General features: G+C 38.4%; 15 protein-coding genes and 2 pseudogenes. 15 read left to right on the forward strand and 2 right to left on the reverse strand.

Going from position 1 to position 22,715, the window contains the following annotated elements; genetic code table 11:
- Positions 1–4 precede the first annotated feature (4 nt).
- Positions 5–3,256, reverse strand: coding sequence for an Ig-like domain-containing protein (locus tag V7137_RS18620; protein WP_335699457.1), 3,252 nt, complete (start codon positions 3,254–3,256; stop codon positions 5–7).
- 685 nt (positions 3,257–3,941) lie between these two features.
- Here V7137_RS18620 and V7137_RS18625 point away from each other — a divergent pair.
- The 15 genes and pseudogenes from V7137_RS18625 to V7137_RS18690 all read left to right on the forward strand — a co-directional run.
- Positions 3,942–4,139 (forward strand): annotated as a pseudogene (locus V7137_RS18625) (metal ABC transporter solute-binding protein, Zn/Mn family); the annotation flags it as partial.
- Positions 4,140–4,654: 515 nt separating this feature from the next.
- Positions 4,655–6,985, forward strand: coding sequence for a glycerophosphodiester phosphodiesterase family protein (locus tag V7137_RS18630; RefSeq protein ID WP_335699458.1), 2,331 nt, complete (start codon positions 4,655–4,657; stop codon positions 6,983–6,985).
- 603 nt (positions 6,986–7,588) lie between these two features.
- On the forward strand, positions 7,589–7,924 hold the full coding sequence (locus tag V7137_RS18635) for a DUF1904 family protein (protein WP_335699459.1): 336 nt from the start codon (positions 7,589–7,591) through the stop codon (positions 7,922–7,924).
- A 355-nt stretch (positions 7,925–8,279) separates the two neighbouring features.
- Entirely contained in the window at positions 8,280–8,426 is a 147-nt protein-coding gene (locus tag V7137_RS18640) for a hypothetical protein (RefSeq protein ID WP_335699460.1), read from the forward strand.
- Positions 8,423–8,554, forward strand: a pseudogene (locus V7137_RS30730) (putative sulfate exporter family transporter); the annotation flags it as partial. The gene V7137_RS18640 and the pseudogene V7137_RS30730, both read left to right, overlap by 4 nt.
- A 265-nt stretch (positions 8,555–8,819) precedes the next feature.
- Positions 8,820–10,076 carry an amidohydrolase gene (locus V7137_RS18645; protein WP_335699461.1) on the forward strand — a complete coding sequence of 419 codons (1,257 nt, stop codon included), beginning with the start codon at positions 8,820–8,822 and terminating at the stop codon, positions 10,074–10,076.
- 61 nt (positions 10,077–10,137) lie between these two features.
- Positions 10,138–11,730, forward strand: a complete 1,593-nt coding sequence (locus V7137_RS18650; protein WP_335699462.1) for an ABC transporter substrate-binding protein — start codon at positions 10,138–10,140, stop codon at positions 11,728–11,730.
- Positions 11,731–11,833: 103 nt separating this feature from the next.
- Positions 11,834–12,787: an ABC transporter permease gene (locus tag V7137_RS18655; protein WP_335699463.1), complete on the forward strand. Its 954-nt coding sequence runs from the start codon at positions 11,834–11,836 to the stop codon at positions 12,785–12,787.
- Between the two features lie 29 nt (positions 12,788–12,816).
- A complete protein-coding gene (locus V7137_RS18660; RefSeq protein ID WP_335699464.1) occupies positions 12,817–13,719 on the forward strand; it encodes an ABC transporter permease in 903 nt (300 codons plus the stop codon).
- A gap of 37 nt (positions 13,720–13,756) precedes the next feature.
- On the forward strand, positions 13,757–14,758 hold the full coding sequence (locus tag V7137_RS18665) for an ABC transporter ATP-binding protein (protein WP_335699465.1): 1,002 nt from the start codon (positions 13,757–13,759) through the stop codon (positions 14,756–14,758).
- The gene (locus tag V7137_RS18670) at positions 14,748–15,761 is read left to right on the forward strand and encodes an ABC transporter ATP-binding protein (protein WP_335699466.1); all 1,014 of its coding nucleotides are present in this window, start codon (positions 14,748–14,750) and stop codon (positions 15,759–15,761) included. The genes V7137_RS18665 and V7137_RS18670 overlap by 11 nt, the downstream gene beginning before the upstream one ends.
- Before the next feature lie 39 nt (positions 15,762–15,800).
- Positions 15,801–17,129, forward strand: a complete 1,329-nt coding sequence (locus V7137_RS18675) for an amidohydrolase (protein ID WP_335699467.1) — start codon at positions 15,801–15,803, stop codon at positions 17,127–17,129.
- 34 nt (positions 17,130–17,163) lie between these two features.
- Positions 17,164–18,525: a CapA family protein gene (locus tag V7137_RS18680; protein ID WP_335699468.1), complete on the forward strand. Its 1,362-nt coding sequence runs from the start codon at positions 17,164–17,166 to the stop codon at positions 18,523–18,525.
- A 35-nt stretch (positions 18,526–18,560) separates the two neighbouring features.
- Positions 18,561–20,003: a M20 family metallopeptidase gene (locus V7137_RS18685; protein WP_335699469.1), complete on the forward strand. Its 1,443-nt coding sequence runs from the start codon at positions 18,561–18,563 to the stop codon at positions 20,001–20,003.
- 205 nt (positions 20,004–20,208) lie between these two features.
- A complete protein-coding gene (locus V7137_RS18690) occupies positions 20,209–21,432 on the forward strand; it encodes a threonine synthase (RefSeq protein ID WP_335699470.1) in 1,224 nt (407 codons plus the stop codon).
- A 67-nt stretch (positions 21,433–21,499) separates the two neighbouring features.
- Here V7137_RS18690 and V7137_RS18695 read toward each other — a convergent pair whose 3' ends face one another.
- On the reverse strand, positions 21,500–22,396 hold the full coding sequence (locus V7137_RS18695; protein ID WP_335699471.1) for a LysR family transcriptional regulator: 897 nt from the start codon (positions 22,394–22,396) through the stop codon (positions 21,500–21,502).
- Positions 22,397–22,715: the final 319 nt, after the last annotated feature.

Genomic DNA, 22,715 nt, shown 5'->3' on the forward strand with positions numbered 1-22,715 from the left:
TTATTTAATTAGGTTTAACTATAACAGGAATAATGATTTTAAATTCACCATATTCCGCAATGATAACAGCGGCTCCTTCAGACTTCGTTAGGATCTTATGATCAGCGGTCACTTCAGCTACTTCCGAATTAGAACTATTCCATTTGACATCAGCTGTAACGTCTTTTATCGTTCCATCGCTGGACATAGCATTTATGACTACCTCATTTGTTGAGCCTGCTGAATTTACGATATAACCCGGCGAAGAACTTATCCCCCTAATAAATGTAGGATACTTTGCTACAACTTCAACATCAATTGTCTTTGACATTCCAAAAACAGTAGCAGTTATTGTCGTTTTTCCAACAGAGTGAGCGATGAGATGTCCATCAGCAGAAATCGTTGCAACCGATTCGTCCGCCACCGTCAATTTTGCTTTGCTAGTAAGATTATAACAATCACAATTTCCATCTCGGCCATGATGACCAAAGAAGCCATTAATTGAGATGTCAGTGGACTTATTAGGTTCTAACATTACATTGCTAGTTGTCCATTTATTGTTTTCAGCCCAATATAAATCTACAGGCTTAGTGTTTCTTACCCAAATAGCATCTCTCAAACCATAATAATTAAACCAGATGTATGCTTCACCAGGGCCGACCCATGTAATGACTCCGTTCTGGTCAACAGTTGCTACACTTTCGTCGGAAGATTCCCATTTCCCTTCTGTATCAACCTGAACTATATTATGATCTGTATATTCAGCAAACGCGTTCGCATCAATAGTTCCTTCTTCAGGGTGTAATATCATCCCATTGCTAATATTAGTTATCGCTTCTACTATATTTCCTGCTTCAGGCTGTAATATTATCCCCGCGCTAACAATTCCTACTAAATTTACTGGTCCAACTTGATCTTGTACTTTTACTGGAAATTTAATAGAAGAGAAACCTGCAATTGTTGCACTAACCCTTGTTTTTCCAGTTTTCATTCCAATAAATTTCCCGTCTTTAACACTTACAACTGTAGGATCCTCTGTTGTCCATTGAATTGACTTCGTTATTTCTCTTTGAGTTCCATCATTGTATTGAGCAAAAACATGTACTGGATAAAGCTTATCTTTTTGAACAACAACATCCAATGAGGAAGCAAGCAAGGACTCAATTTTTAAATCTTTTATTGACGCATCATTCCCAGAAAGAATTGAAACATTCAAGATTTTTGTGCTTGTTCCGTAATCGATAAGTACCTGCGTTGTTCCTGCTGCTACTGCTGTAAGGACCCCATTCTTAACAGTAACTTTGTCCGGGTCTAATGTTGTGAATCTTGAGTCTGATGTAACGTCAGCAGTTGAACCATCCTTATATTTTGCTTTTACAGAGAACGAATGTGTGTGCTCAGATAAACTAAAGGTGATATCATTTTCACTAGGAATCAGATCAACCATTTTATTTGCAAAATCTTTAGAAGGTTCATTTGAAACGACAATTGAAACCTGCTTCGAGTATCCAGAGCTATCTACGGTAATAATTGTTGTACCAGTGCCTACAGCTGTAAGCAGGCCATCCTTATTTACTTTAACAACATCAGGATTAGATGATTTATATACCGCATATGAAGTCGAATTTGATCTGTCTGAATAGGTCGTTTTTACCTCTAATTGCTGCTGTTGATTTACTACCATATTTTTCATATCTGGTGTAACAGAAATTGATTCAGGGTTTGGAGCCTGCTTTTGACCGTCTTTATCCGTGACTGCCACCGGGATATCTACAAAGTAACGAAAATCATTATAGATAGCATGCAAGACAGTTGTGCCACTTAATTGACCAATAACTTTTGATTCACCACCATATTTTCGGGAAACTGAAGCTACGTGGAAATTGTCGGAGTACAATTCAACGGAACCTGTTACATCCTCAGTACTCCCATCACTATAAATCGCATTTATTTTAATAGGCGTTTCTTCACCTATTCCTAAAGAGAGGTTTGGTTGAGAAGCTGTCAAACCAATAACTCTAGGAGTTGTAAGCTTATTGGTGACAGTAACCTCAATTTTAACTGGAGGAAGAACATCTGAACGATAGGAAGCTGTCACAAACGTTTTACCTGTCTTACCTCCAATGATATATCCTGAATCAGTAACCTTTGCAATGCTGTTATCTTCGACTGTCCATTTGACATCATTAGGATTTACATTTTCAACTAAAGTCATACCACCTTCTGATATTCCATTAGTGAATACTTCGGTTAAATTAACAGGCCAATTTTGTCCTGGCATTAGTTCAACTGTAAGTTGATCAGTTATAAGCTTTGTAGGCTTAACAACATTAACAAGTACAGCACCAACCAACTTATCATATTTAAAATAAATATATGCTTGGCCGATTCCAACTGGGGTTATTTGACCATCTTTACTTACCGTAGCTACATTTCGATCTGTCGTTGTCCAACTTCCTAAAGAAGTAACCTCTTTATTCCCCACCATGGGGTTCTTTGTACTGGCACTTACTTGAACCGACTTATCAGAGGTTTCTAACCTCAACATGTCAGCCGACAGGTACAGCCCCGTTACATTTTCAGGAATATCTCTTATCGAAGCAAAGAAATTTATTTGTGGAAAATTTGCGTATGTTACTTTCATTGAAACATTACCTGGTGATATCCCTTTTAATACACCTTTTTCAACCGATGCAATTGAAGGATCTCTTGATTCCCAGTTAGCTAATTTAGTTACGTCTTCCATCGAGCCATCGCTATAAAGCGCTTTCAATGCGATAGGACGCTCTTCCCCTTCATTTATGTAGGTAATTTGATTCGCCGCTAAAACGAGCGATACAATTTTTTTCCCTTCTGAAGGATTTAGATTTTGACTTGAAACACGCGCATCTTGAGTAACATTTACTTCAACGTTTAACACTGCATTACCAAGACTGAATTGTACATGTGTAGACCCTGCATTCACTGCTGTTAGCACTCCACTAGCAACTGTAACAACTTTCTCATCTAGTGAAGTCCATTTTCCGTCTGCTGTAACATCAGCTTTGGAACCATCCTTATACTCTGCTTCAGCCTTTAATTCATGTTTGCCTTTAGAAAGAGAGAACGAGACTGTCGATTCACTTGGAGTAAGTTTTACGATCTCCTTTGAGGGCGGTTCCTTTGTTTCCTTTACTGACCTTACAGGTGAGGCAGAAGCCAAACTACTAAATAGAGACAGGATTACCGTAAAGATGAGAGTTAATGCTGTAATTTGTTTTGTTACTTTTTTTCTCATTTGTCAACCTCCTATTTTTTTTTATATTAATCAACCTGTAAATACAGACTGGTAATATCAATCTACTAATACTAGATTTCTTCATGTGATTTCATCTTTCACACTGACCTTGTTTATTGACAAAGAGATTCTATGAAAAATTGACGTTATTTTCATTGGATGTGTATTTTTCATCATTAAAAATTTATTAGATTTTTTCCAATTTTCACAATTCAAATACTAAATTATGACTAATAAATTGACAACAAAATATTTTTTTAAAAAAGTAACGTTGAACACGTAATCTGCCCAATAAGGGGGGGATTCTTAATAAAATTCAAACCAATATGATTGCCCAAGCGCCTTTTTATACACTCTTTTCGACCGATTCAGACATACATTTATTTAAAATTCGGTCTTTATTTTTTCAAATAGGGATCTTGAACATTTGATAAGCATCAATTGATATTAAGCTTAAAAAAATATTCTGCAGAACCTTAATACAGGATCTGCAGATATTGTCGGTAACAATAGGCGGGTATCTATTAGAAAAAAATGGTAATATATTGGTCGCAAACTTAAAATAACTACCGATAATAATAAATAACTTAATATTATTAAATTTCCGTAAAACCCATTAAGAATAAAGATTTCCAATAACTAATGATATTTATAAATAACTAGAAATTACACAGTTCCTCTAACAAAGGATGTTCCGGTGTTATATGTTGAAACAAGCATTGACCCGCGCAGTATGGAAATGGTTTCTAGAGAAATCGGTGTTCCAATTGCTGGAAAAGTGTTCACCGATTCTTTGGGGAAACAGGGTGAAGATGGAGATACGTATATAAAAATGATGGAATGGAATATCGATACTATCTTGGACGCAATAAAAGGAGGATGATCTCAATTATTTACCTCCCTTTAAAAGAATTTTTTAGACGGAATTTGATAGAATTGTTCTGAAAGTGAAAGAGCTAATGAGAAGGGAAGGCATTAGGCAGAAAGTTGTTAATTAAATAATAAAAAATAAATGGAGTGCCGGGGGATGTAACTTGGCACTCTTATATGTTTGAAAAACAATTTTTAGAAATATATTAAAACCATCTTCCTCACAAACCTCCTTAAGTACTTCAATATCAAATATTTATTCCTTTTTTAGCATTCATTTCCCCCTGTTCATCTTCTAGTAAACCTAATATTCACTGTCCTAGATCATTTAGTTTAGTAGATAATGCTTATTGCAAAAGTCCTGTCTTTTTTAACAATATCTTTAAAATATATTAATCCTACGTATAACTTCATTTGGTAATATTTTCATTGTAAAGTATGTATTCCTTTGCACTCTTTCTATTAAAATACACAAAAACACCCGTCAATTAGTCACAATGTTTCTACTAAATAAAAAGGAGACTAACTATGGTACCAAATTTCAGGGGGAAATCAAAAAGAATAACAGCTGTTTTAGTATCAGTAGGAATTTTTGGAAGTTTGTGGATGGGTCCGGTGAATAGTTCAACTAAGGTACACGCCGCGGAGCAAGCTCTTACACAGGAGAATTTCGATCAAATCGCTAACGGTATGCTTCCAGCCGGCTGGAAGCTTGTGCAGGGGAATGCCAAGGTCGTAGACGGCAAGCTGGTATTAACGTCCCCATCTTCTGGTGCTCCTGCCAGAGTTGTGATTCCTTTGGGAAACCAAACCGGGAATTACGTTTATGAAGCGGATATGACGTTTCAAAGTGCAGTGGAAGACAGCCGATGGGCTTCTTTAATGTATCGTGTCCAGCCGAATTCTTATCCGTATTATCAATTTGCCATGCGCAGAGGTACTACTGCGTTGAACGGACTGGAGTTCGCCATCAGGAATGAAAGTAATCAGTGGGTGGTGCCTGAAACAAATTTTTATCCAGAAAATATGGCCTTCCATAAGACTTATCATATAAAAGTGATCGCAAGCGGAAATCGTGTGCAGCAATTTATCGATGGTCAGCTTGTGGTGGATACGGACCAGGCCGGAAAATGGGCAAATGGAGATGTTGGCTTCCAAGCGAACGGTACTACAGTTCAATTCGATAATGTAAAGGTCAATGCCTATTCAAATGCACTTCCTCCATTAGCGAATACAAACGCATTTCTACCGCAAGAAGTGAACACGAATATCGTGAATCCGCCTACGATTATTTCGAAAACCGTCACGCAAGAAGGTACATCTTCCGTGCTCTTGCAGGCAAAGCGGAACGAGCAGGGGCAATGGACTGTTGACGGGGCACCAATTGAAAAAGCCCTGGAAACCATGAAAGGCAAATTCATTCCGGTCGTTCATGTCGAAGAACATGTGGATATTGAAGGTCTTGCGAATATCCTAAAAGAAACACAGACACAGGATTTTCAGATTTTATCCAGCAATCCTGCGATTGTAAAAGAAATGCGCGGTTTTATTAAAACAGCACGAGGTGCCCTTCTTTACAACAAGGCATCCTTCAATAAACATGATATGGCTGCTTTTGCACGTGACATTCATAAAAACAATGCGATGGTGGCGGTCATACCGCAAAAGATTCTGAGTCCTGATACGGTTCATTATTTGCATAGCCGCGCCATTTCGGTTTGGGGAATCGGTGCGGAGGATGTTCAAGCGGCTCATTCAATCATTCATCTTGGAGTGGACGGCATTTTAACGGAGAACCCTGCAGCTTCCATTGAAGCTTTGGGGCAGTATCCAAAGAATACACTGGTGCAGCGACCTGTCGTTGCTGCGCATCGCGGCGTACCATCCCTTGCTCCTGAAAATACGATGACTTCCTATCGTAAGGCCTATGAATTGGGAGCGGATATGATTGAAACAGATGTACAGAGGACAAAGGACGGCCAGCTGGTCATTATGCATGACTATACAGTGGACCGTACAACGAATGGAAAAGGCAATGTAAAGGATTCAACACTTGAGCAGATTCGTGCTCTTGATGCCGGCATCAAGTTCAGTCCTGAATTCCAAGGAGAAAAGATACCAACATTTAAAGAGTATTTAGATGAGTTCAAGGGGAAAGATGTGGTTCTTCTTGTCGAGTTGAAGGCGGATGGCATCGAGAAGCAAGTAATGGAGGAGATCGAGCAATCCGGAATGGTTGATAACGTCGTGATTCAAAGCTTTAATTCGAATCATATCCGAAACACTCGCAGTCTCAACCCTGAAGTTGGCACTGGTTATCTTTATTCATCAGGTGTACCATCCACGGTAGAAAGCAGGCTGAAAAAAGCCCAGCAAATGATGCAGTACGGAGCCAGCATGAACGCGACACTGAACGCAGACTATGGCAGTCTGAATCCGGAATTTATCCAATACATGCGACAGCGCGGATTCCTAAATATGCATTGGACGTTTAGAAACGAGAATCCATTTGGACAAGCCTTGGAGGCTGGGGTTGTCGGACCGATCACGGACTATACGCAGTGGCTGACGGATGCACCGATTCGTTTAGAAATTCCGAACAAAAAAGTGAACTTGAAAGTCGGAAAATCAGCTGTGATTCAGGTGAAATCTAAAGTGAACTATCGAGAAGATAAAACAGAAAATATTCAAACGACCCTCTTTGTGAATAACGGAGAAACGAAGGTTAAAATTGAAGGTAATACCATTCAAGCTATTGAACCCGGAACGGTAAATGTGTTTGCGATGCATACATTCCAAATGCTTGGTAAGGAATGGCATTTAGTAGCAGAGCCAATTGAAGTAACGGTTTCAGAATGATAAGTTAGATAAATGCGCCTCTTTAAATGAACAATCAATAAATTAGAAACATATTTTGTTTTGCAAAACGACAGCCATACTTACCTAATAAGAGTTTAAATTGGAGATGCAGGGACCAAATGGGTCTCTGCTTTTTTAAAGGTTTTGAGATTCTCCATCGCCATATTTAATAAACTGGACATAATTGCGGAAGTTTATTTTATATGATATAGGAAATACAAACATTTGTTCCGTTTTCTGCAAACCATGTCCAATTAATATCTATCTGGGGATAGGGAAGTAAGATTGCCGTACATATAGGCAATTCATTGATGGCAATGAACATAACAATCCCGCTAATCAAAGTATTAGCGGGATTGTATTCCGGACGATGGTTTTCAAATCCTGGGGAATATCCCGGGTATTGAAAACCTTTATGTGGCCGTTAAGCATAGTGGAGTAACTCTGAACGCGTATGACTGAATGAATTCTGGATGGGGAAGCGTCTATATTAATTGATCGATATTCCATATCAGGGTTGAATTGGCTATTAGATAAATTAGTGTCATTATAGATATTGTTATATATTTTAAAAATTTATCACACGATATGGGAGCGATTTGTATGCCACATTTAATCATTAGAGGAGTTTCAGTTGATCAGGTAAAAACGATTAGTACTTCATTATTACAAGAATTGGCAGATTTATGTGCATGTGGAACGGACAATTTCACTTTAGAAATAGTCAAATCAACTTATGTATTTGATGGAAATGAAGTGCCTGGATACCCATTAATAGAAGTGAAATGGTTCGAACGCGGTCAGGAAATTCAAGACCAATTTGCCAACATTGTAACAAAACATATTCAAGCACTCGGAATTCCAGAGGTAGAAGTCGCTTTCAGTACATTCCTGGAGTCCGCTTATTATCTGAACGGAAAGAGTTTTGCCTCTTCGTGAAGAAAAGTTTATTAAAATGCGCACAAATTATGCAGCAACTTGTTTTTTCTTGTTTCACAACAATATTTCACAACCGTTTTTCGGTAAAGATAAAAATATTGCCAAGTATCATTCAACAAATGGATGGTACTTTTTTTCGTCATAGAAGACGATGATTCGAGTCTTTAAACTGGAAAACAAGATTACGATTGCTTTTACTAATTTAATCGTAGCCATCCTTCAACGAGATATAAATTCCTTTAAACTTTCCTATTCGTCTTATAAAAATAACTTATTATAACCATTATATATATCAATTTTACTTAGCACTCACCATCAATTAACTTTAAATAAGAATAGAAACGGAGGTGCGATCATGCAAACTGAAAAAGCAAGATCCCTTGGATTGAATAGATCAAAATGGAATGCTCTATGGGGTCATGGGTCGGTGGAATTGGGTTTACCTTTTTTATTGCGCTACTTGGTTATTGGTTATCCAGAGAATATCCTTCTTAGTGCCTAACCTCAGCTATGGTAGGGTTAGGATTAAATGTAAACCTCCGTGAATTACGGACAAAGGCATTAAGACCCTTAATCGTAATATTACTTGTTTCCATTTGTTTGAGTATCTTAGCTTGTTTGATCGTTTAATGTTTGTTTTCAGTAGAGACATTTACCTCCGCATAAGTCATCCCCCCTTACCATTCCTGTTCATATTTCTATTAAATAGAAATCACTCATTTTAACTTTAATTATTAAAAAAACTTATTGTGAATATTTAGAAAACTCATTTTATTTATCATTATAACTTTGCTATTATTCTAATAAATTAAATAGTTGGTGTTATAGAATCTAACATTGATCCAAATTATCTATTATTTAATTTAGATAGTTTAATAGAAAGGGGAACAATTTCATGGATGTTATTACTTTAAGAAGAGATTTTCACCAATATCCCGAGTTAGGTTTCACCGAATTCCGAACAGCTTCTAGAGTCGTAGAAGTGCTACTTTCTTTAGGATATGACATTTTATATGGGAGAGATGCGATCGATCATAATTCTCGTAGAGGTGTACCATCTCAGCGTGAATTAGATGAGGCATATTCGAGGGCAATAAAATTTGGTGCTAACGAAACAATTATCGAGAAAATGAAAGATGGAAATACAGCAGTTGTTGGGGTGTTAAAGGGAAAAAAAGAAGGTCCAACAGTTGGTTTCCGATTCGATATGGATGCTTTACCAATTCAGGAGAGTAAGGATTATGATCATTTTCCTCAGTCTCATGAATTTGGTTCCGAATTTAGCGGTAATATGCATGCATGTGCACATGACGGCCACACCGCAATGGGACTTGTTTTAGCTGAGAGATTAGCAGACCGAAATTTTGCGGGAACATTGAAGTTAATCTTTCAGCCTGCTGAAGAAGGAGGACGTGGTGGTTATGCGATGGCTCAAAAAGGAATTGTGGATGACGTTGATTTTCTTTTTTGCTCTCACCTTGGACTAGATATCCCACTTGGAGAAATCCATGGAGGGAATTCCAAATTTCTAGCTTCCTCCAAAATGAAGGCCTACTTTTACGGTGTTCCGTCACATGCTGGAGGCACACCTGAAAAAGGGCGAAATGCGTTATTGGGAGCAGCTACTGCCTTATTAAATATTCATGCTATCCCCCGTTTCAGTGGCGGCACAACCCGAGTGAATGTCGGAATACTAGAAGGCGGTTCGGCGGCTAACATCATTCCTAGCGAAGCATCGATGGTCATTGATATCCGATCCGATATAGAAGAAATAAAAGACGAATTAGAAGAGCGTGTAAAAACCATTGTAAAACATAGTGCCTATATGCACGGATTGACATGTGACACCGAAATCATTGGAGAGGCAACGACGATTCGACCAGATCCGGAAATGGTATCGGTTGTACTCGAAGAGGCGAGGAAGCTAGAAGGTTTTATCTCTTTTAAGGAAGATTGTGACACAAGTATAGGTAGTGAAGATGCGTCCTTTCTTATTAAACGCGTCCAGGAGAGAGGGGGAAAAGGAACATATATGAATATTGGTTCACCATTACCCGCACCACATCATCATCATAAATTTGATATCAATGAGGCTGTACTGCCACTTGCAGTTAATCTCTTAGAAAGAATCGGGAAGCGGATGTTGGCTTAATAGAAAAATACTTTTTATTTTCTGAATTATCAAATATAAACCAAAAAGAGGGGGCTTAATTATGATTAAAAATTTTAAAATACTAAGTTTGTTGATTTCATCTCTTTTATTTCTTTCTATTGTATTAATAGGGTGTAGTTCTGAAACATCTAAAGAAACCAATGCAAGTAACAAAAATACCGTAACTAAAAAGGGAGGAGACATTCACATTGCCCTCGATGCACAACCACCAACTCTCGACCCCCAAATCTCTACTACAACCGCTACAAAAGAAATTGCCAGGCATGTGTTTGAAACATTATTAGTGTTGAATCCAAAATATGAAGTAGAACCAATGTTAGCTGAGTCCTATGAAAAAAGTGATGATGGCTTAACCTATACTTTTCATTTAAGGAAGGGAGTAAAATTTCATAATGGTAAAGAAATGACGGCAGAAGATGTCGTAGCATCAATGAATCGCTGGTTAGTGAAATCAACACGAGCAGCTAATGCAATTGGAAAAGGCCAATTTGCGGAGAAGGATCCATACACTGTTGAATTGAAAATTGAAAAGCCAACGATTGGTGTGTTGGATGTTATTGCTTCCACTAATCAGTTTGCTGCCATTATGCCAAAAGAAATCATTGACAATGCTCCAAAAGACGGAATTACTGAAATTGTTGGGACAGGACCGTTTAAATTGGTTGAATGGAAACCAGACCAATATATTAAATTAACAAAATACGATGATTACAAACCAGTCGATGCCCCATCTAATGGTCTAGCTGGTAAAAAAGAAGTATTTGTTGATCATTTAATTTTTGACGTAGTAACTGATAGCTCCACTAGATTAGCTGGTATTACAACAGGGCAATACCAAATTGCCTACCAGATTTCCTATGATAATTATGATCAAATTAATAGTTCTCAAGATATAAAACCTTCTCTAAATTTATATGGTGGTGTTGCCTTCGTATTTAACAAAAAACAGGGCCCATTTACGAATCAAAAACTTCGCCAAGCAGTAAACACAGGAATTAATAATGAGGATGTATTGATGGGTGCTTTGGGAAATAAAAAATTTTACCGCCTTGATAATGGCCTAATGTACAAAGAGCAAGCAAAATGGTACACGGATGCAGGAAAAGAGTTTTATAACCAACATGATAAAGAAAAAGCCAAAGAGCTATTAAAAGAAGCAGGCTATAACGGTGAAGAGGTTCGCATTTTAGCCACTCGGGATTATGAGTACATTTATAATACAGCAGTTGTAATGAAACAACAGTTAGAAGCTATTGGAATGAAAGTAAAAATTGACGTTGTGGATTGGGCAACATTAACAACGAAACGAAATGATCCATCAGCATGGGATGCCTTTATTACAGGTTTTTCTCCTGTATCAATACCAACTCAAACTTTACCGTTAGATCCTAATTACGCTGGCTGGCCAGTGGATGCTAAACTTCAACAGTTGACGGAAGAAATTCGCACCGCTTCATCAGATAAAGAAGCAATGGCCAAATGGGATGAGTTACAGGCTTATAACTGGAAAGAGTATATGGCTTACATTAATATCGGTGATTTCCTTACCTTCTCTGCCTATAGAGACAAAGAAATTAAAGGAAACGGATATTTTGAAGGAATTATTCTTTGGAACACCAGTTTAACTAAATAAATAGTTGTAAAGCAAAACAACACTTGTGCATAACTTTCTCAATTAATGTGCAAGTGTTGTTGTCTAAAGTTCACATTTTTCCTACCAAAGGAGGTTTGTTTATTTGAAATCCTATATCTTGAAACGGATTTTGTCATTGATTCCCGTTCTAATCATTGTTTCAATTGTGGTATTCATGATTATTCATTTGACTCCCGGTGATCCAGCATCCGTGATGCTAGGACCTGAGGCAAGCCAACAAGATGTTGTTCAGCTAAAACATGATTTAGGATTAACTGCCCCAATTTATCAGCAGTATTTCCATTGGGTTAAAGGTGTTTTTCAGGGAGATTTAGGTAATTCATTTTTCATGGACAAACCTGTAACTGTTGCTATATTTGAACATCTGGGACCTACGCTATCTTTAGCGATAATGGCACAAATTACCGCCATTATTATTGCCTTGCCTCTAGGAATAATGGCAGCCCGAAAAAGGGGCACTATTACAGACCAAACTTTTATGGGCTTATCCTTACTAGGTATTTCCATCCCTCATTTTCTTTTCGGATTGTTCTTAATAATAGTATTAGCTATTAACCTAAAGTGGCTGCCTGTAGCAGGTTACCAGCCATTAAGCGCAGGGTTGTGGGAACATATCAAATACCTTATTATGCCTGCAATTGCATTGGGTACTGGTCAAGCAGCGTTAATTTCACGTATGACTCGGTCCTCAATGGTCGAAACGTTAAACTTAAATTTTATTAAAACAGCTAGAGCCAAAGGACTACATGAGAGGAAAGTAATCTATAAACATACCTTAAGGAATGCATTTATACCTATTTTAACTGTTTTAGGTCAAACTTTTGGTATGTTGGTGGCGGGTGCAGCTGTTACCGAAACCGTTTTTAATATTCCTGGGATTGGTCAATTGATTATCAATTCTGTAGAACGAAGAGACTACACTGTCATCCAAGGTACCGTGTTAATGGTAACTGTGGCCTATGTGTTAATTAATTTATTGGTTGATTTACTATATGGAGTCATTGACCCACGAGTCCGTTTAAGAAAAGAATCATAACTTATCTTTGTGTGAATGGAGGTTATGGAATGGAATTAGCGATTGAAAAAAAACGACAACTGAGCGACTTTAAAAGAGATATTAATAGAGAAAGAAGACGCTTGTTTGTCCGTCGTTTTTTATTTAATAAATTAACTGTTACAGGGAGTGTTATCCTTTTATTTACCTTGGTTATTACCTTAATAGGACCTTTTCTTTCGTCCTATAATCCTTATGAAATGGTTGTAACTAGTCGATTAAAAGCTCCAAGTGGTGAACATCTTTTAGGAACCGACAACCTAGGAAGGGATCTTTTTGCTAGGGTGGTTTACGGGGCGCGGGCTTCAATGGGTGTAGGCATTTCGGTAGCGATTATTACTGCGATTTTAGGCATGATTATAGGTTTATATTCTTCCTATTATAAAGTACTCGATCACATCTTGATGAGAATCTGTGATGGCTTAATGGCTTTTCCAGCTATTTTGCTGGCTATTTCACTAATGGCAGCTCTAGGAACAAATGTCGAGAATGTCATTATCGCCTTAAGTGTAGTGTATGCCCCTTATGTGGCCCGTGTAGTCAGGTCAGCAGCATTAGTGGTAAGGGAGCAAACGTACATTGAAGCGATGAAAGCACAAGGGGCATCCTCCCTGAGAATTATTTGGCAGCATATCGCCCCAAATACACTCTCCCCTTTAATCGTGTACTCTACCTTTATTTTCGCTGATGCCATTATTATCGAAGCAGGCTTAAGCTTTTTAGGTGTTGGGGTTCCGGCACCAGCTCCAAGCTGGGGTAACATTCTATATGATGGTAAATTGGTAATTTTTAATGCTTGGTGGATGACCTTTTTCCCTGGGCTTGCCATTATTATGAGCGTTTTAGGGTTGAACCTGTTTGGTGATGGGTTAAGAGACTTGTTAGACCCACATACGAACCGTGCCAAAAAGTAATAATGGAGCCGACTACTAAAAAGGGAGGATACTAAAGATGGAAGAACATTTGTTAGAAATAAAAGGTCTTAAAACTCATTTCCAAACTGAAAGAGGGAGAGTAACCGCAGTTGATGGTATTTCCTTTTATGTAGATCGTGGTGAAGTGTTAGCTATTGTTGGCGAATCCGGATGTGGTAAGAGTGTGACTGCACAATCCATTTTACGCCTTTTTGAAGAAAATGGTGTGACTACCTATGATGGCGAAATTAATTTTGAAGGAAAAAATCTATTAGAAGTACCGGTATCCGAAATGCGAAAGATAAGAGGAAATGACATTTCGATGATTTTCCAAGACCCCTTAAGTTCCCTGAATCCAGTATTTACTATTGGTGATCAGATTATGGAACCGATTATGCTCCATCAAAAGCTTACGAGAAGAGAAGCGTACCAAAGAGCGCTAGACATGTTGAAATTAATCGGCATTCCTGCTCCTGAACAAAGGATTGAAGAATATCCTCACCAAATTTCGGGCGGTATGCGGCAAAGGGTTATGATTGCGATTGCCCTAGCATGCCAGCCAAAATTACTAATTGCAGATGAACCCACAACTGCATTAGACGTAACCATACAGTCTCAAATTTTAGAATTGATTGATAGCCTAAGACATGAATTAGACATGGGGATTATGCTGATTACACATGATTTAGGTGTTGTTGCCCAGCATTGCACCCGGGTCGCAGTCATGTATTTAGGGGAAGTGGTGGAAGAGGGAGATGTCGATTCCTTATTTGAAAACCCTCTTCATCCATATACAAAAGGGTTAATCAATTCCATTCCACAGCTTTACGGTGACAGAAATAAAAAACTCTCGATCATAAAGGGCATGGTGCCGTCACTTAATGAAATTCCAAAAGGCTGCCGATTTGCTCCTAGATGTCCATTTGCAGATGCAAAATGTATGAATGAAAAGCCGGAATTAGAGGCTTTAAATAATATGAAACGAATTAAGTGCTGGCACTATAAAGAAATAGAGGGGGCGATGGCAAATGCAACATGAAGCAATCAATTTGGAGGAACGACCAGAACAAGAATATGCCAAAAAGAAGCTTCTAGAAATCAAGGGTATTAAAAAATACTTTCCGGTTAAAAATCCAATTGGTGTTACCAAAAAATATGTGAAGGCAGTAGATGATGTATCGTTCCATTTGAATGAAGGAGAGACGTACGGGCTTGTTGGAGAATCAGGCTGCGGTAAAAGTACAATGGGGCGAACAATCCTACGATTAACTGCCCCAACTGAAGGGGAGGTCTTTTTTGAAGGAACTGACATTTTTAAACTATCAAACTCTGAGTTTAGGAAGAAACGTCAAGACCTTCAAATGGTTTTTCAGGATCCCTACTCTTCTTTAAATCCTAGAAAAAGGATTGGAGACAGTATTGCTGAACCAATGGTGATTCACAATATTGGAACCAACCAGGATCGGATGGAACGAGTTTTTGCTATTTTAGAAAAAGTTGGCTTACATGCAGATACCTATTATCGTTTTCCGCATGAATTTTCTGGGGGCCAACGCCAACGGATTGGATTAGCGAGAGCATTAGTCGTAAATCCAAAACTGATTATCTGTGATGAGCCGGTTTCCGCTTTAGATGTTTCCATTCAATCACAGATTATTAACCTCTTAGAAGATCTTCAAGAAGAACTCGGTCTGACCTATTTATTTGTCGCACATGATTTAAGTGTGGTGAGGCATATTTCCGATAGAATCGGTGTTATGTACCTAGGCAAAATGATGGAGGAGGCTGAAACAGATGAACTTTTTGCGAATCCTCTTCATCCATATACCCAAGCGCTATTATCTTCCATTCCACATCCAAATCCTAAAATAAAACAAAAGAAGGTCCATTTAAAAGGAGAAATACCATCTCCTATTAATCCGCCGTCTGGGTGTAATTTTCATACGCGCTGTCCTTTTGCTACAGCCATTTGTAAACAAGCTGTTCCGGAAAGTATCGAGATGGCACCAGGGCACTTTGTGGCCTGCCATCTGCATCAATAAACTTGTTAAAAAAAATTTAATAGAAAAGGGTGTGTTTATATGAAAGTTAATCTTCCTTGTTTAGTAGATGAAATTTTTTCAGAGATGGTGGAATGGAGCCGGGATTTTCATCAACATGCTGAATCAGGCTGGCTTGAATTCCGGACATCCTCTTTAGTTGCTGAAAAGCTTGAAGCGTGGGGATATGAAATTAAAATTGGCAAGGACGTCATAGATTCAAAGGCGAGAATGGGTGTTCCATCAAAGGAAGTTCTGCACCAGCATGAAAAACGAGCACGTCAACAAGGAGCAAATGAAAAATGGCTAGAGCTTGTAAAAGGTGGTCATACCGGTGTTGTTGGAATTCTGGATACTAAGCGGCCTGGTCCAACCATTGGACTTCGATTTGATATGGATGCTTTAGATTTAGAGGAATCAAATGATCTTGACCACCTTCCATTTGCACTAGGTTTTCGATCGATAAACCTTGGAATGATGCATGCGTGTGGTCACGATGCTCATACATCGATTGGATTAGGATTAGCAAAATTACTCTCTGAAATGAAAGAACATCTATCAGGAAAATTAAAACTGATCTTTCAGCCTGCAGAAGAAGGGGTACGAGGAGCAAAATCAATGGTGGCTGCAGGAGTATTAGATGATGTTGATGTATTCATCGCTACCCATATTGGTACAGGTGTGCCACTTGGAGAAATTGTTTGCGGCAATAACGGATACCTATCTACTACCAAGATAGATGTTACCTTTTCAGGTGTGGCATCACATGCAGGCGGAAAACCAGAAGAGGGCAAAAATGCGTTACTAGCTGCAGCATCTGCTGTCCTTAATTTACATGGTATTTCACGCCATAGTGCTGGAAATTCCCGAATTAATGTTGGTGTCCTTAACGCCGGAACGGGCAGAAATATTATTCCTTCCTCTGCGAAATTAAAGATAGAGACACGTGGTGATACCTCTGAGGTAAATGAGTATATCTTAACCAATGCCATAAATGTATTAAAAGGAACCGCCATTGCTCATCAGGTTGAGATGGATCTCGATATAGTCGGCGAAGCAAAGTCGTGTGATTGTAGTGACGAGCTTGTTGAGTTTATTCATGACTCGATAAAAGATATCCAAGAAATCAAACGAGTTCAATTACTTTCTAATGAAAGCTCAGGTTCAGAGGATGCAACCTATATGATGGAAAAGGTCAAAAGCAGAGGAGGATTAGCTACATATGCAGTAGTAGGAACAACCATTGCAGCAGGTCATCATAATGAGAAATTTGATATAGATGAACTTGGCATGAAAATTGGTTTACAAGCATTAGCACAAGTGGTGCTAGATACCAAAAAGCTTAACCTAAAAACAGCTCAGTTAAAGTAAATTTACCTAATCCTAGTTAAAGGGGTGCTATAACATGAGAGATACGATATCGTTTGCCGCAACAGGTGACTATTTACAAACACGAAGAGTGCCAAGCTATCAAGACGAAAGCTTTTCAAGCATTGAAAGGATTGTCAAACAGGCCGATGGTAGAATAACCAATCTTGAGATTAATATTTTGAACAATGAAGGGACACCAGGAGCTATTCCTGGTGGGACCCACATTCGAACCACCCCTGATCGATTAGATGACTTAAAAGCCTATGGTTTTAATTTAGTTGGAACCGCGAATAACCATGCATTTGACTATGGCTATGACGGACTAGAAGCAACTAATCGTCATCTTGATGAAACTGGGATTCTCCACACGGGAACAGGGGAGAATTTGTATGAAGCAGGAAAACCTATATTTTTAGATACACCCGCCGGTCGAATTGGCTTTATTTCTGTTTCAGTAGCTTCGCACATGACTCATATGGCAACGGAACAAAGGCATAACATCAAAGGGAGACCCGGGATCAATGGACTTCGCCATATTCGCAAACATATCATTCATTCAGAAGAACTGTCTGTTTTGAAAAATATTGCCGATAAAACAGAGGTAAATGCCTTTACCCAAATGGCTATAAATGAAGCGTTTATGCTGCCTTTTCCGGAAGGAACCCTGCCGTTTGGCCGAGATCTATATGGCTATTCGATGGTATTTGAGGTCGGCGATGACGAAGGGCTGAAAACCGAGCCCAATGAAAACGATATGAAGCGTATTGAAGGAGTGATTGATGATACACGGAGACAAGCCGATTATGTGATTGTTAATTTTCATGCGCACGAAATGAAGGGAACAGATAAGAGACTAGCAGCTGATTTTGTAGAGAAAGCTGCAAAAAGATTTATTGATGCAGGTGCTCATAGTGTGGTTGGACACGGTCCACATACACTGAGAGGCATTGAAATTTACCATGGAAGACCCATTTTTTATAGTCTTGGAAACTTTATTTTTCAAAATGAGACTGTCGATGCACTGCCTCAGGATTTTTATGATGATCATGAGATCCCAAATAATTTTGGTGTAATGCAGGCCATGGACAAGAAAACGTATAACGGGACAAAAGGATTATTGAGTATCCCTGAGATGATGGAATCCGTCATTCCATACTGGACCATGAAAGACGGGGAGTTAGTGGAAATTACATTGTATCCTATTGAACTTTCACATGGTAAAAAGCGGCACCAAAATGGGTTTCCGGAAATCACTGAGAATGAGGAAATTCTAAAAAGATTACAAGCTCTTTCCGAACCCTTTGGTACAAAAATAATCATTAAAGATGGCGTTGGTTGTATCTATGGTCATGATGTATCGCCGGATGTAAGTTTAAAAGAGGCCAAGTTTGTCTAGTGAGTTTATAGAATTTTACAAGGGGTGATTTCATTTTGAAACAAGTTGATTGGGTCAACAATTTTATAGAACAAACACAGGAAAAATGGAAATCTATTAGCGACTTTATCTGGGAGAACCCTGAAACTAGATTTGAGGAATATGTATCTAGTAGATATTTATGTGAACAATTACAAAAAGAAGGATTTAGAGTAACAAATGGCGTAGCCGGTATCGAAACTGCCTTTATAGGTGAGTTTGGTGAGGGAAAGCCTATTATTGGTTTCCTAGGTGAGTTTGATGCCTTATCCAGGTTAAGTCAAAAAAGTGAGATTGATTATCAAAAACCTATTCAAAATGGCAGTAATGGCCATGGATGTGGTCATAATTTATTGGGAACTGGTGCATTAGCTGCGGCTGCGGCTTTAAAAAAATATATTGAAGAGAACCAACTAAAAGGAACAGTGCGCTTTTATGGCTGTCCTGGAGAAGAAGGCGGATCCGGAAAAACGTTTATGGCACGTGATGGTGCTTTTGATGATGTAGACATTGCGCTTACTTGGCATCCAAATACCCGGACAGGAGTTGTAGAGGTTAGTTCTTTATCCAATATCCAGGCTTATTTTAAATTTAAAGGAAGAAGTGCCCATGCCGCTTCCAATCCGCATTTAGGCAGAAGTGCCTTAGATGGGGTGGAATTAATGAATGTAGGAGCCAATTACTTACGTGAACATATTAAACAAGAAGCAAGGATTCATTATGCCATCACCAACACTGGTGGTATTTCACCCAATGTTGTCCAGTCAGAGGCGGAAGTCCTATACCTCGTTCGAGCCCAGAATTTTGAGGATACGAAGCATATTTTTGAACGCCTTTGTAATATTGCCAAAGGTGCAGCCTTAATGACAGAAACTGATGTTGAGATCGTGTTTGATAAAGCTTGTTTAAATTACAATCCGAATCATACTTTAGGAAAGGTATTGGCGGAGTCTATTACTGAGGTAGCAAGTCCCTCCTATTCTACTGAAGAATATGATTTTGCAAAAAAAATCTGGAATACTTTGTCGGAGGCGGAAAAGCAAAGTGCAGAGTATTTAGAGTCGGTATCCATACAAAGATTGCCTATTCATCCAGAGGGACCATTCTTGTCTACGGAGCCTATTCCATCTGACGGAAAAGGATTCCTCTCCGGATCAACAGATGTAGGTGACGTTAGCTGGATTACTCCTACTGCGCAATGTATGTACACGACCGCAGCTTTAGGAACAGTCCTTCATAGTTGGCAAATGGTAACCCAAGGAAAGTCTTCGATTGCCCATAAAGGTTTGATTCAAGTCTCTAAGGTTCTGGCCCTAACTGCCATTAAAGCATTGGAAAATCAAGAAATAATTGAACAAGCAAACAAGGAATTACAAGAACAATTGGTCGATCATCCCTATCATTGTCCTATTCCTCGTGATGTTAAGCCCTCCAAGCAAAGGGAAAGTCTTTTAGTTTAATAGAAGAACCTTTGGCTGCCTTAAGGATAAAATCTTTAAGCAGCCCTCTTTTTTTAATCCCTCCTCTTTTTGAAAGGGAGGGATGTCATAAGTTTTCTATATCATTTCCATTAGTATTATTAATTTTTAATATTGATAATGATGTCGTATTATAATTTACAAGAACTAGTAATCTTGCTGTTTATTTTAAGAAGGGAGATGAACTATGAAATACAGTTATATTTCACATTTATATTGTCCAAAGTGTAATAATACCTATTCTCACGAACAAACAAAGCAGTTATGTGCGTGTGGCTCACCGCTATTAGTAGAATACGATTTAGACCAGTTAGGCAGGGATCTTTCAAAAGAGGATTTAGTCGGGAGAGACGCCAGCCTCTGGAGATATCATGAACTGCTTCCTGTTTCCAATGAAAAGGATGTTGTCACACTAGGAGAGGGGATGACCCCTCTAATCACCATGCCTACTCTAGGTACAGATATGAATATAGCAAACTTATGGATGAAAGACGAAGGGATTATTCCTACAGGCACCTTTAAAGCACGCGGAGCTGCTGTAGGTGTATCAAAAGCGAAAGAATTAGGTGTTAAAGAACTTGCCATGCCTACGAATGGAAATGCTGGTGCTGCTTGGGCACTCTATGCTGCCAGAGGAGGAATCCAATCTACCATTGTCATGCCAAAGGATGCTCCCAAAATAACAAGAAATGAATCAGCGGTCTCAGGCTCTAATTTATATCTTGTGGATGGACTTATTAGTGATGCCGGAAAAATTGTGGCGCAATCAGTAGAGGAATTTGGTTTATTTGATGCATCGACTTTAAAAGAACCATACCGAATTGAAGGTAAAAAAACAATGGGGCTCGAGATTGCGGAGCAGATGGCCTGGAAAATGCCAGATGTAATTTTATATCCAACCGGCGGCGGCGTAGGGATAATTGGTATCTATAAAGCACTTACAGAACTTAAAAAATTAGGATGGGTTGAAGGTGAACTTCCTCGTTTGGTCGCTGTTCAAGCAGAAGGCTGTGCTCCAATCGTTAAGGCGTGGGAAGAGGGGAAGGCAGAATCCCAATTCTGGAATGACTCTACTACCATTGCATTTGGAATCAATGTTCCAAAAGCACTTGGAGACTTTTTGGTACTTGAAGCCATTTACCAAACAAAAGGATGTGCTGTAGCAGTTGAGGATGAAGCACTCTTGGAGGAACAAAAGAAAATCGCTAGTCTAGAGGGTGCATTCGTTTGTCCAGAAGGAGCTGCTACCTTTGTAGCAGCACGCAGATTAAGGGAACAAGGATGGATTAAAGATCGAGATGTAGTTGTTGCTCTTAATACAGGAATGGGAATTAAGTATCCTGATACCTTTTCCGTAGATGTCCCAATTTTACAAAAAAGTGAATCTATTATTAAAGCGATTAAATCTTAAAAATGGAGAGGCAATATGATTAAACTAATCCATTCGGATAAAACTCCATTATTTAAGTTGCAAAGAATTAAACCAATACGTCTAAGGTGTAAGAATTTTGAAGGAATGTTAAAAAGAGATCGACTGATTTAGGTTGAAAGTCCATTTTGGGGATCACATAGCAAAAATTACGAATAATTGGGTTGTTCTTAATCCGTAAGGTACTTAGTGTTTTTAATTCTAGTTCTTTACGAATTGTATGTATAGATAAAATCGAAATCCCTAAACCGGCTTCAACCGATTCTTTAATAATTTGGGAGCTCCCAAACGATCGAATTTCGTTAGGTGAAAAATTATTTGTTGAAAAAAGTTGATTGATAGCTTGGCGGGTTCCTGAACCTTCTTCTCGAATAATCCAAGTTTCCGAGTGTAAGTCATTCAATTTAATTTCTTGTTTCACTGCTAAAGGGTGTTTTGAAGATACAATTAGGACCATCTCATCTTGGGCAAACGGTTGAATCTGCAATTTTGGGTGTTCCATAACCCCTTCAACAATTCCTAAATCTAATTCTCCACGAAGTAGTTTAGATATGATTCGACGAGAGTTTCTGATAGAAATATTAGGCTTGATTAATGGATATTCCCCATTAAACTGTGAAATGAGTTTTGGTAACAAATATTCCCCAAAGGTATAGCTGGAACCAATGGTAAGGATTCCACTTGCTGAATGAGACAAATCATCGATTAAACGATTCATCAGATCGTAATGGGATAAGATTTTTTTTGCATGATGATATAAGATTTCTCCTGCTTTTGTTAAACGCACATATTTATTATTACGGTCAAGTAACTTTAAATCATAATCTTTTTCAAGTGCTTTAATGGATAAAGTAACCGCAGATTGTGAAATATGCAAGGTCTCGGCTGCACGCGTAAAATTTTTTTTGTCAACCACAGTTACAAAGGTGAGAAGATGATAGTCCATTGGAACCCCCTTAGTAATAGTTCAATACTGAAATTATTTATTGAATTTTCTATTTAGTTAAAATTTTACAGCAATAAAGTAATGAGATAAATAGGTGAAAAGATCTATCAACTATTTGAACCGTCCTCCATTTGGGGGATTTTTTTATTGAGCGCCTTCACAGAAAATATCCTCAATAAGGTAAATTGATGATAATATCAAATATAAAACCTATAGAACATTGTCTGTTTAACTAATAGATGAAGTACTGTATGGTCGAACGGATGAGGAGGAACTGAAAGTAAAAGAGATAGCCGAAGGCTATCCCATTGAAATCAGT

Source organism: Neobacillus drentensis (assembly GCF_036962765.1).
GTDB lineage: Bacteria > Bacillota > Bacilli > Bacillales > Cytobacillaceae > Neobacillus > Neobacillus drentensis_C.

What these genes read in the sequence shown, in the direction of transcription:
- V7137_RS18620 (WP_335699457.1), bottom strand. Translation starts at nt 3,256, where the DNA reads ATGAGAAAAAAAGTAACAAAACAAATTACAGCATTAACTCTCATCTTT.
- V7137_RS18630 (WP_335699458.1), top strand. Translation starts at nt 4,655, where the DNA reads ATGGTACCAAATTTCAGGGGGAAATCAAAAAGAATAACAGCTGTTTTA.
- V7137_RS18635 (WP_335699459.1), top strand. Translation starts at nt 7,589, where the DNA reads ATGCCACATTTAATCATTAGAGGAGTTTCAGTTGATCAGGTAAAAACG.
- V7137_RS18640 (WP_335699460.1), top strand. Translation starts at nt 8,280, where the DNA reads ATGCAAACTGAAAAAGCAAGATCCCTTGGATTGAATAGATCAAAATGG.
- V7137_RS18645 (WP_335699461.1), top strand. Translation starts at nt 8,820, where the DNA reads ATGGATGTTATTACTTTAAGAAGAGATTTTCACCAATATCCCGAGTTA.
- V7137_RS18650 (WP_335699462.1), top strand. Translation starts at nt 10,138, where the DNA reads ATGATTAAAAATTTTAAAATACTAAGTTTGTTGATTTCATCTCTTTTA.
- V7137_RS18660 (WP_335699464.1), top strand. Translation starts at nt 12,817, where the DNA reads ATGGAATTAGCGATTGAAAAAAAACGACAACTGAGCGACTTTAAAAGA.
- V7137_RS18665 (WP_335699465.1), top strand. Translation starts at nt 13,757, where the DNA reads ATGGAAGAACATTTGTTAGAAATAAAAGGTCTTAAAACTCATTTCCAA.
- V7137_RS18670 (WP_335699466.1), top strand. Translation starts at nt 14,748, where the DNA reads ATGCAACATGAAGCAATCAATTTGGAGGAACGACCAGAACAAGAATAT.
- V7137_RS18675 (WP_335699467.1), top strand. Translation starts at nt 15,801, where the DNA reads ATGAAAGTTAATCTTCCTTGTTTAGTAGATGAAATTTTTTCAGAGATG.
- V7137_RS18680 (WP_335699468.1), top strand. Translation starts at nt 17,164, where the DNA reads ATGAGAGATACGATATCGTTTGCCGCAACAGGTGACTATTTACAAACA.
- V7137_RS18690 (WP_335699470.1), top strand. Translation starts at nt 20,209, where the DNA reads ATGAAATACAGTTATATTTCACATTTATATTGTCCAAAGTGTAATAAT.
- V7137_RS18695 (WP_335699471.1), bottom strand. Translation starts at nt 22,396, where the DNA reads ATGGACTATCATCTTCTCACCTTTGTAACTGTGGTTGACAAAAAAAAT.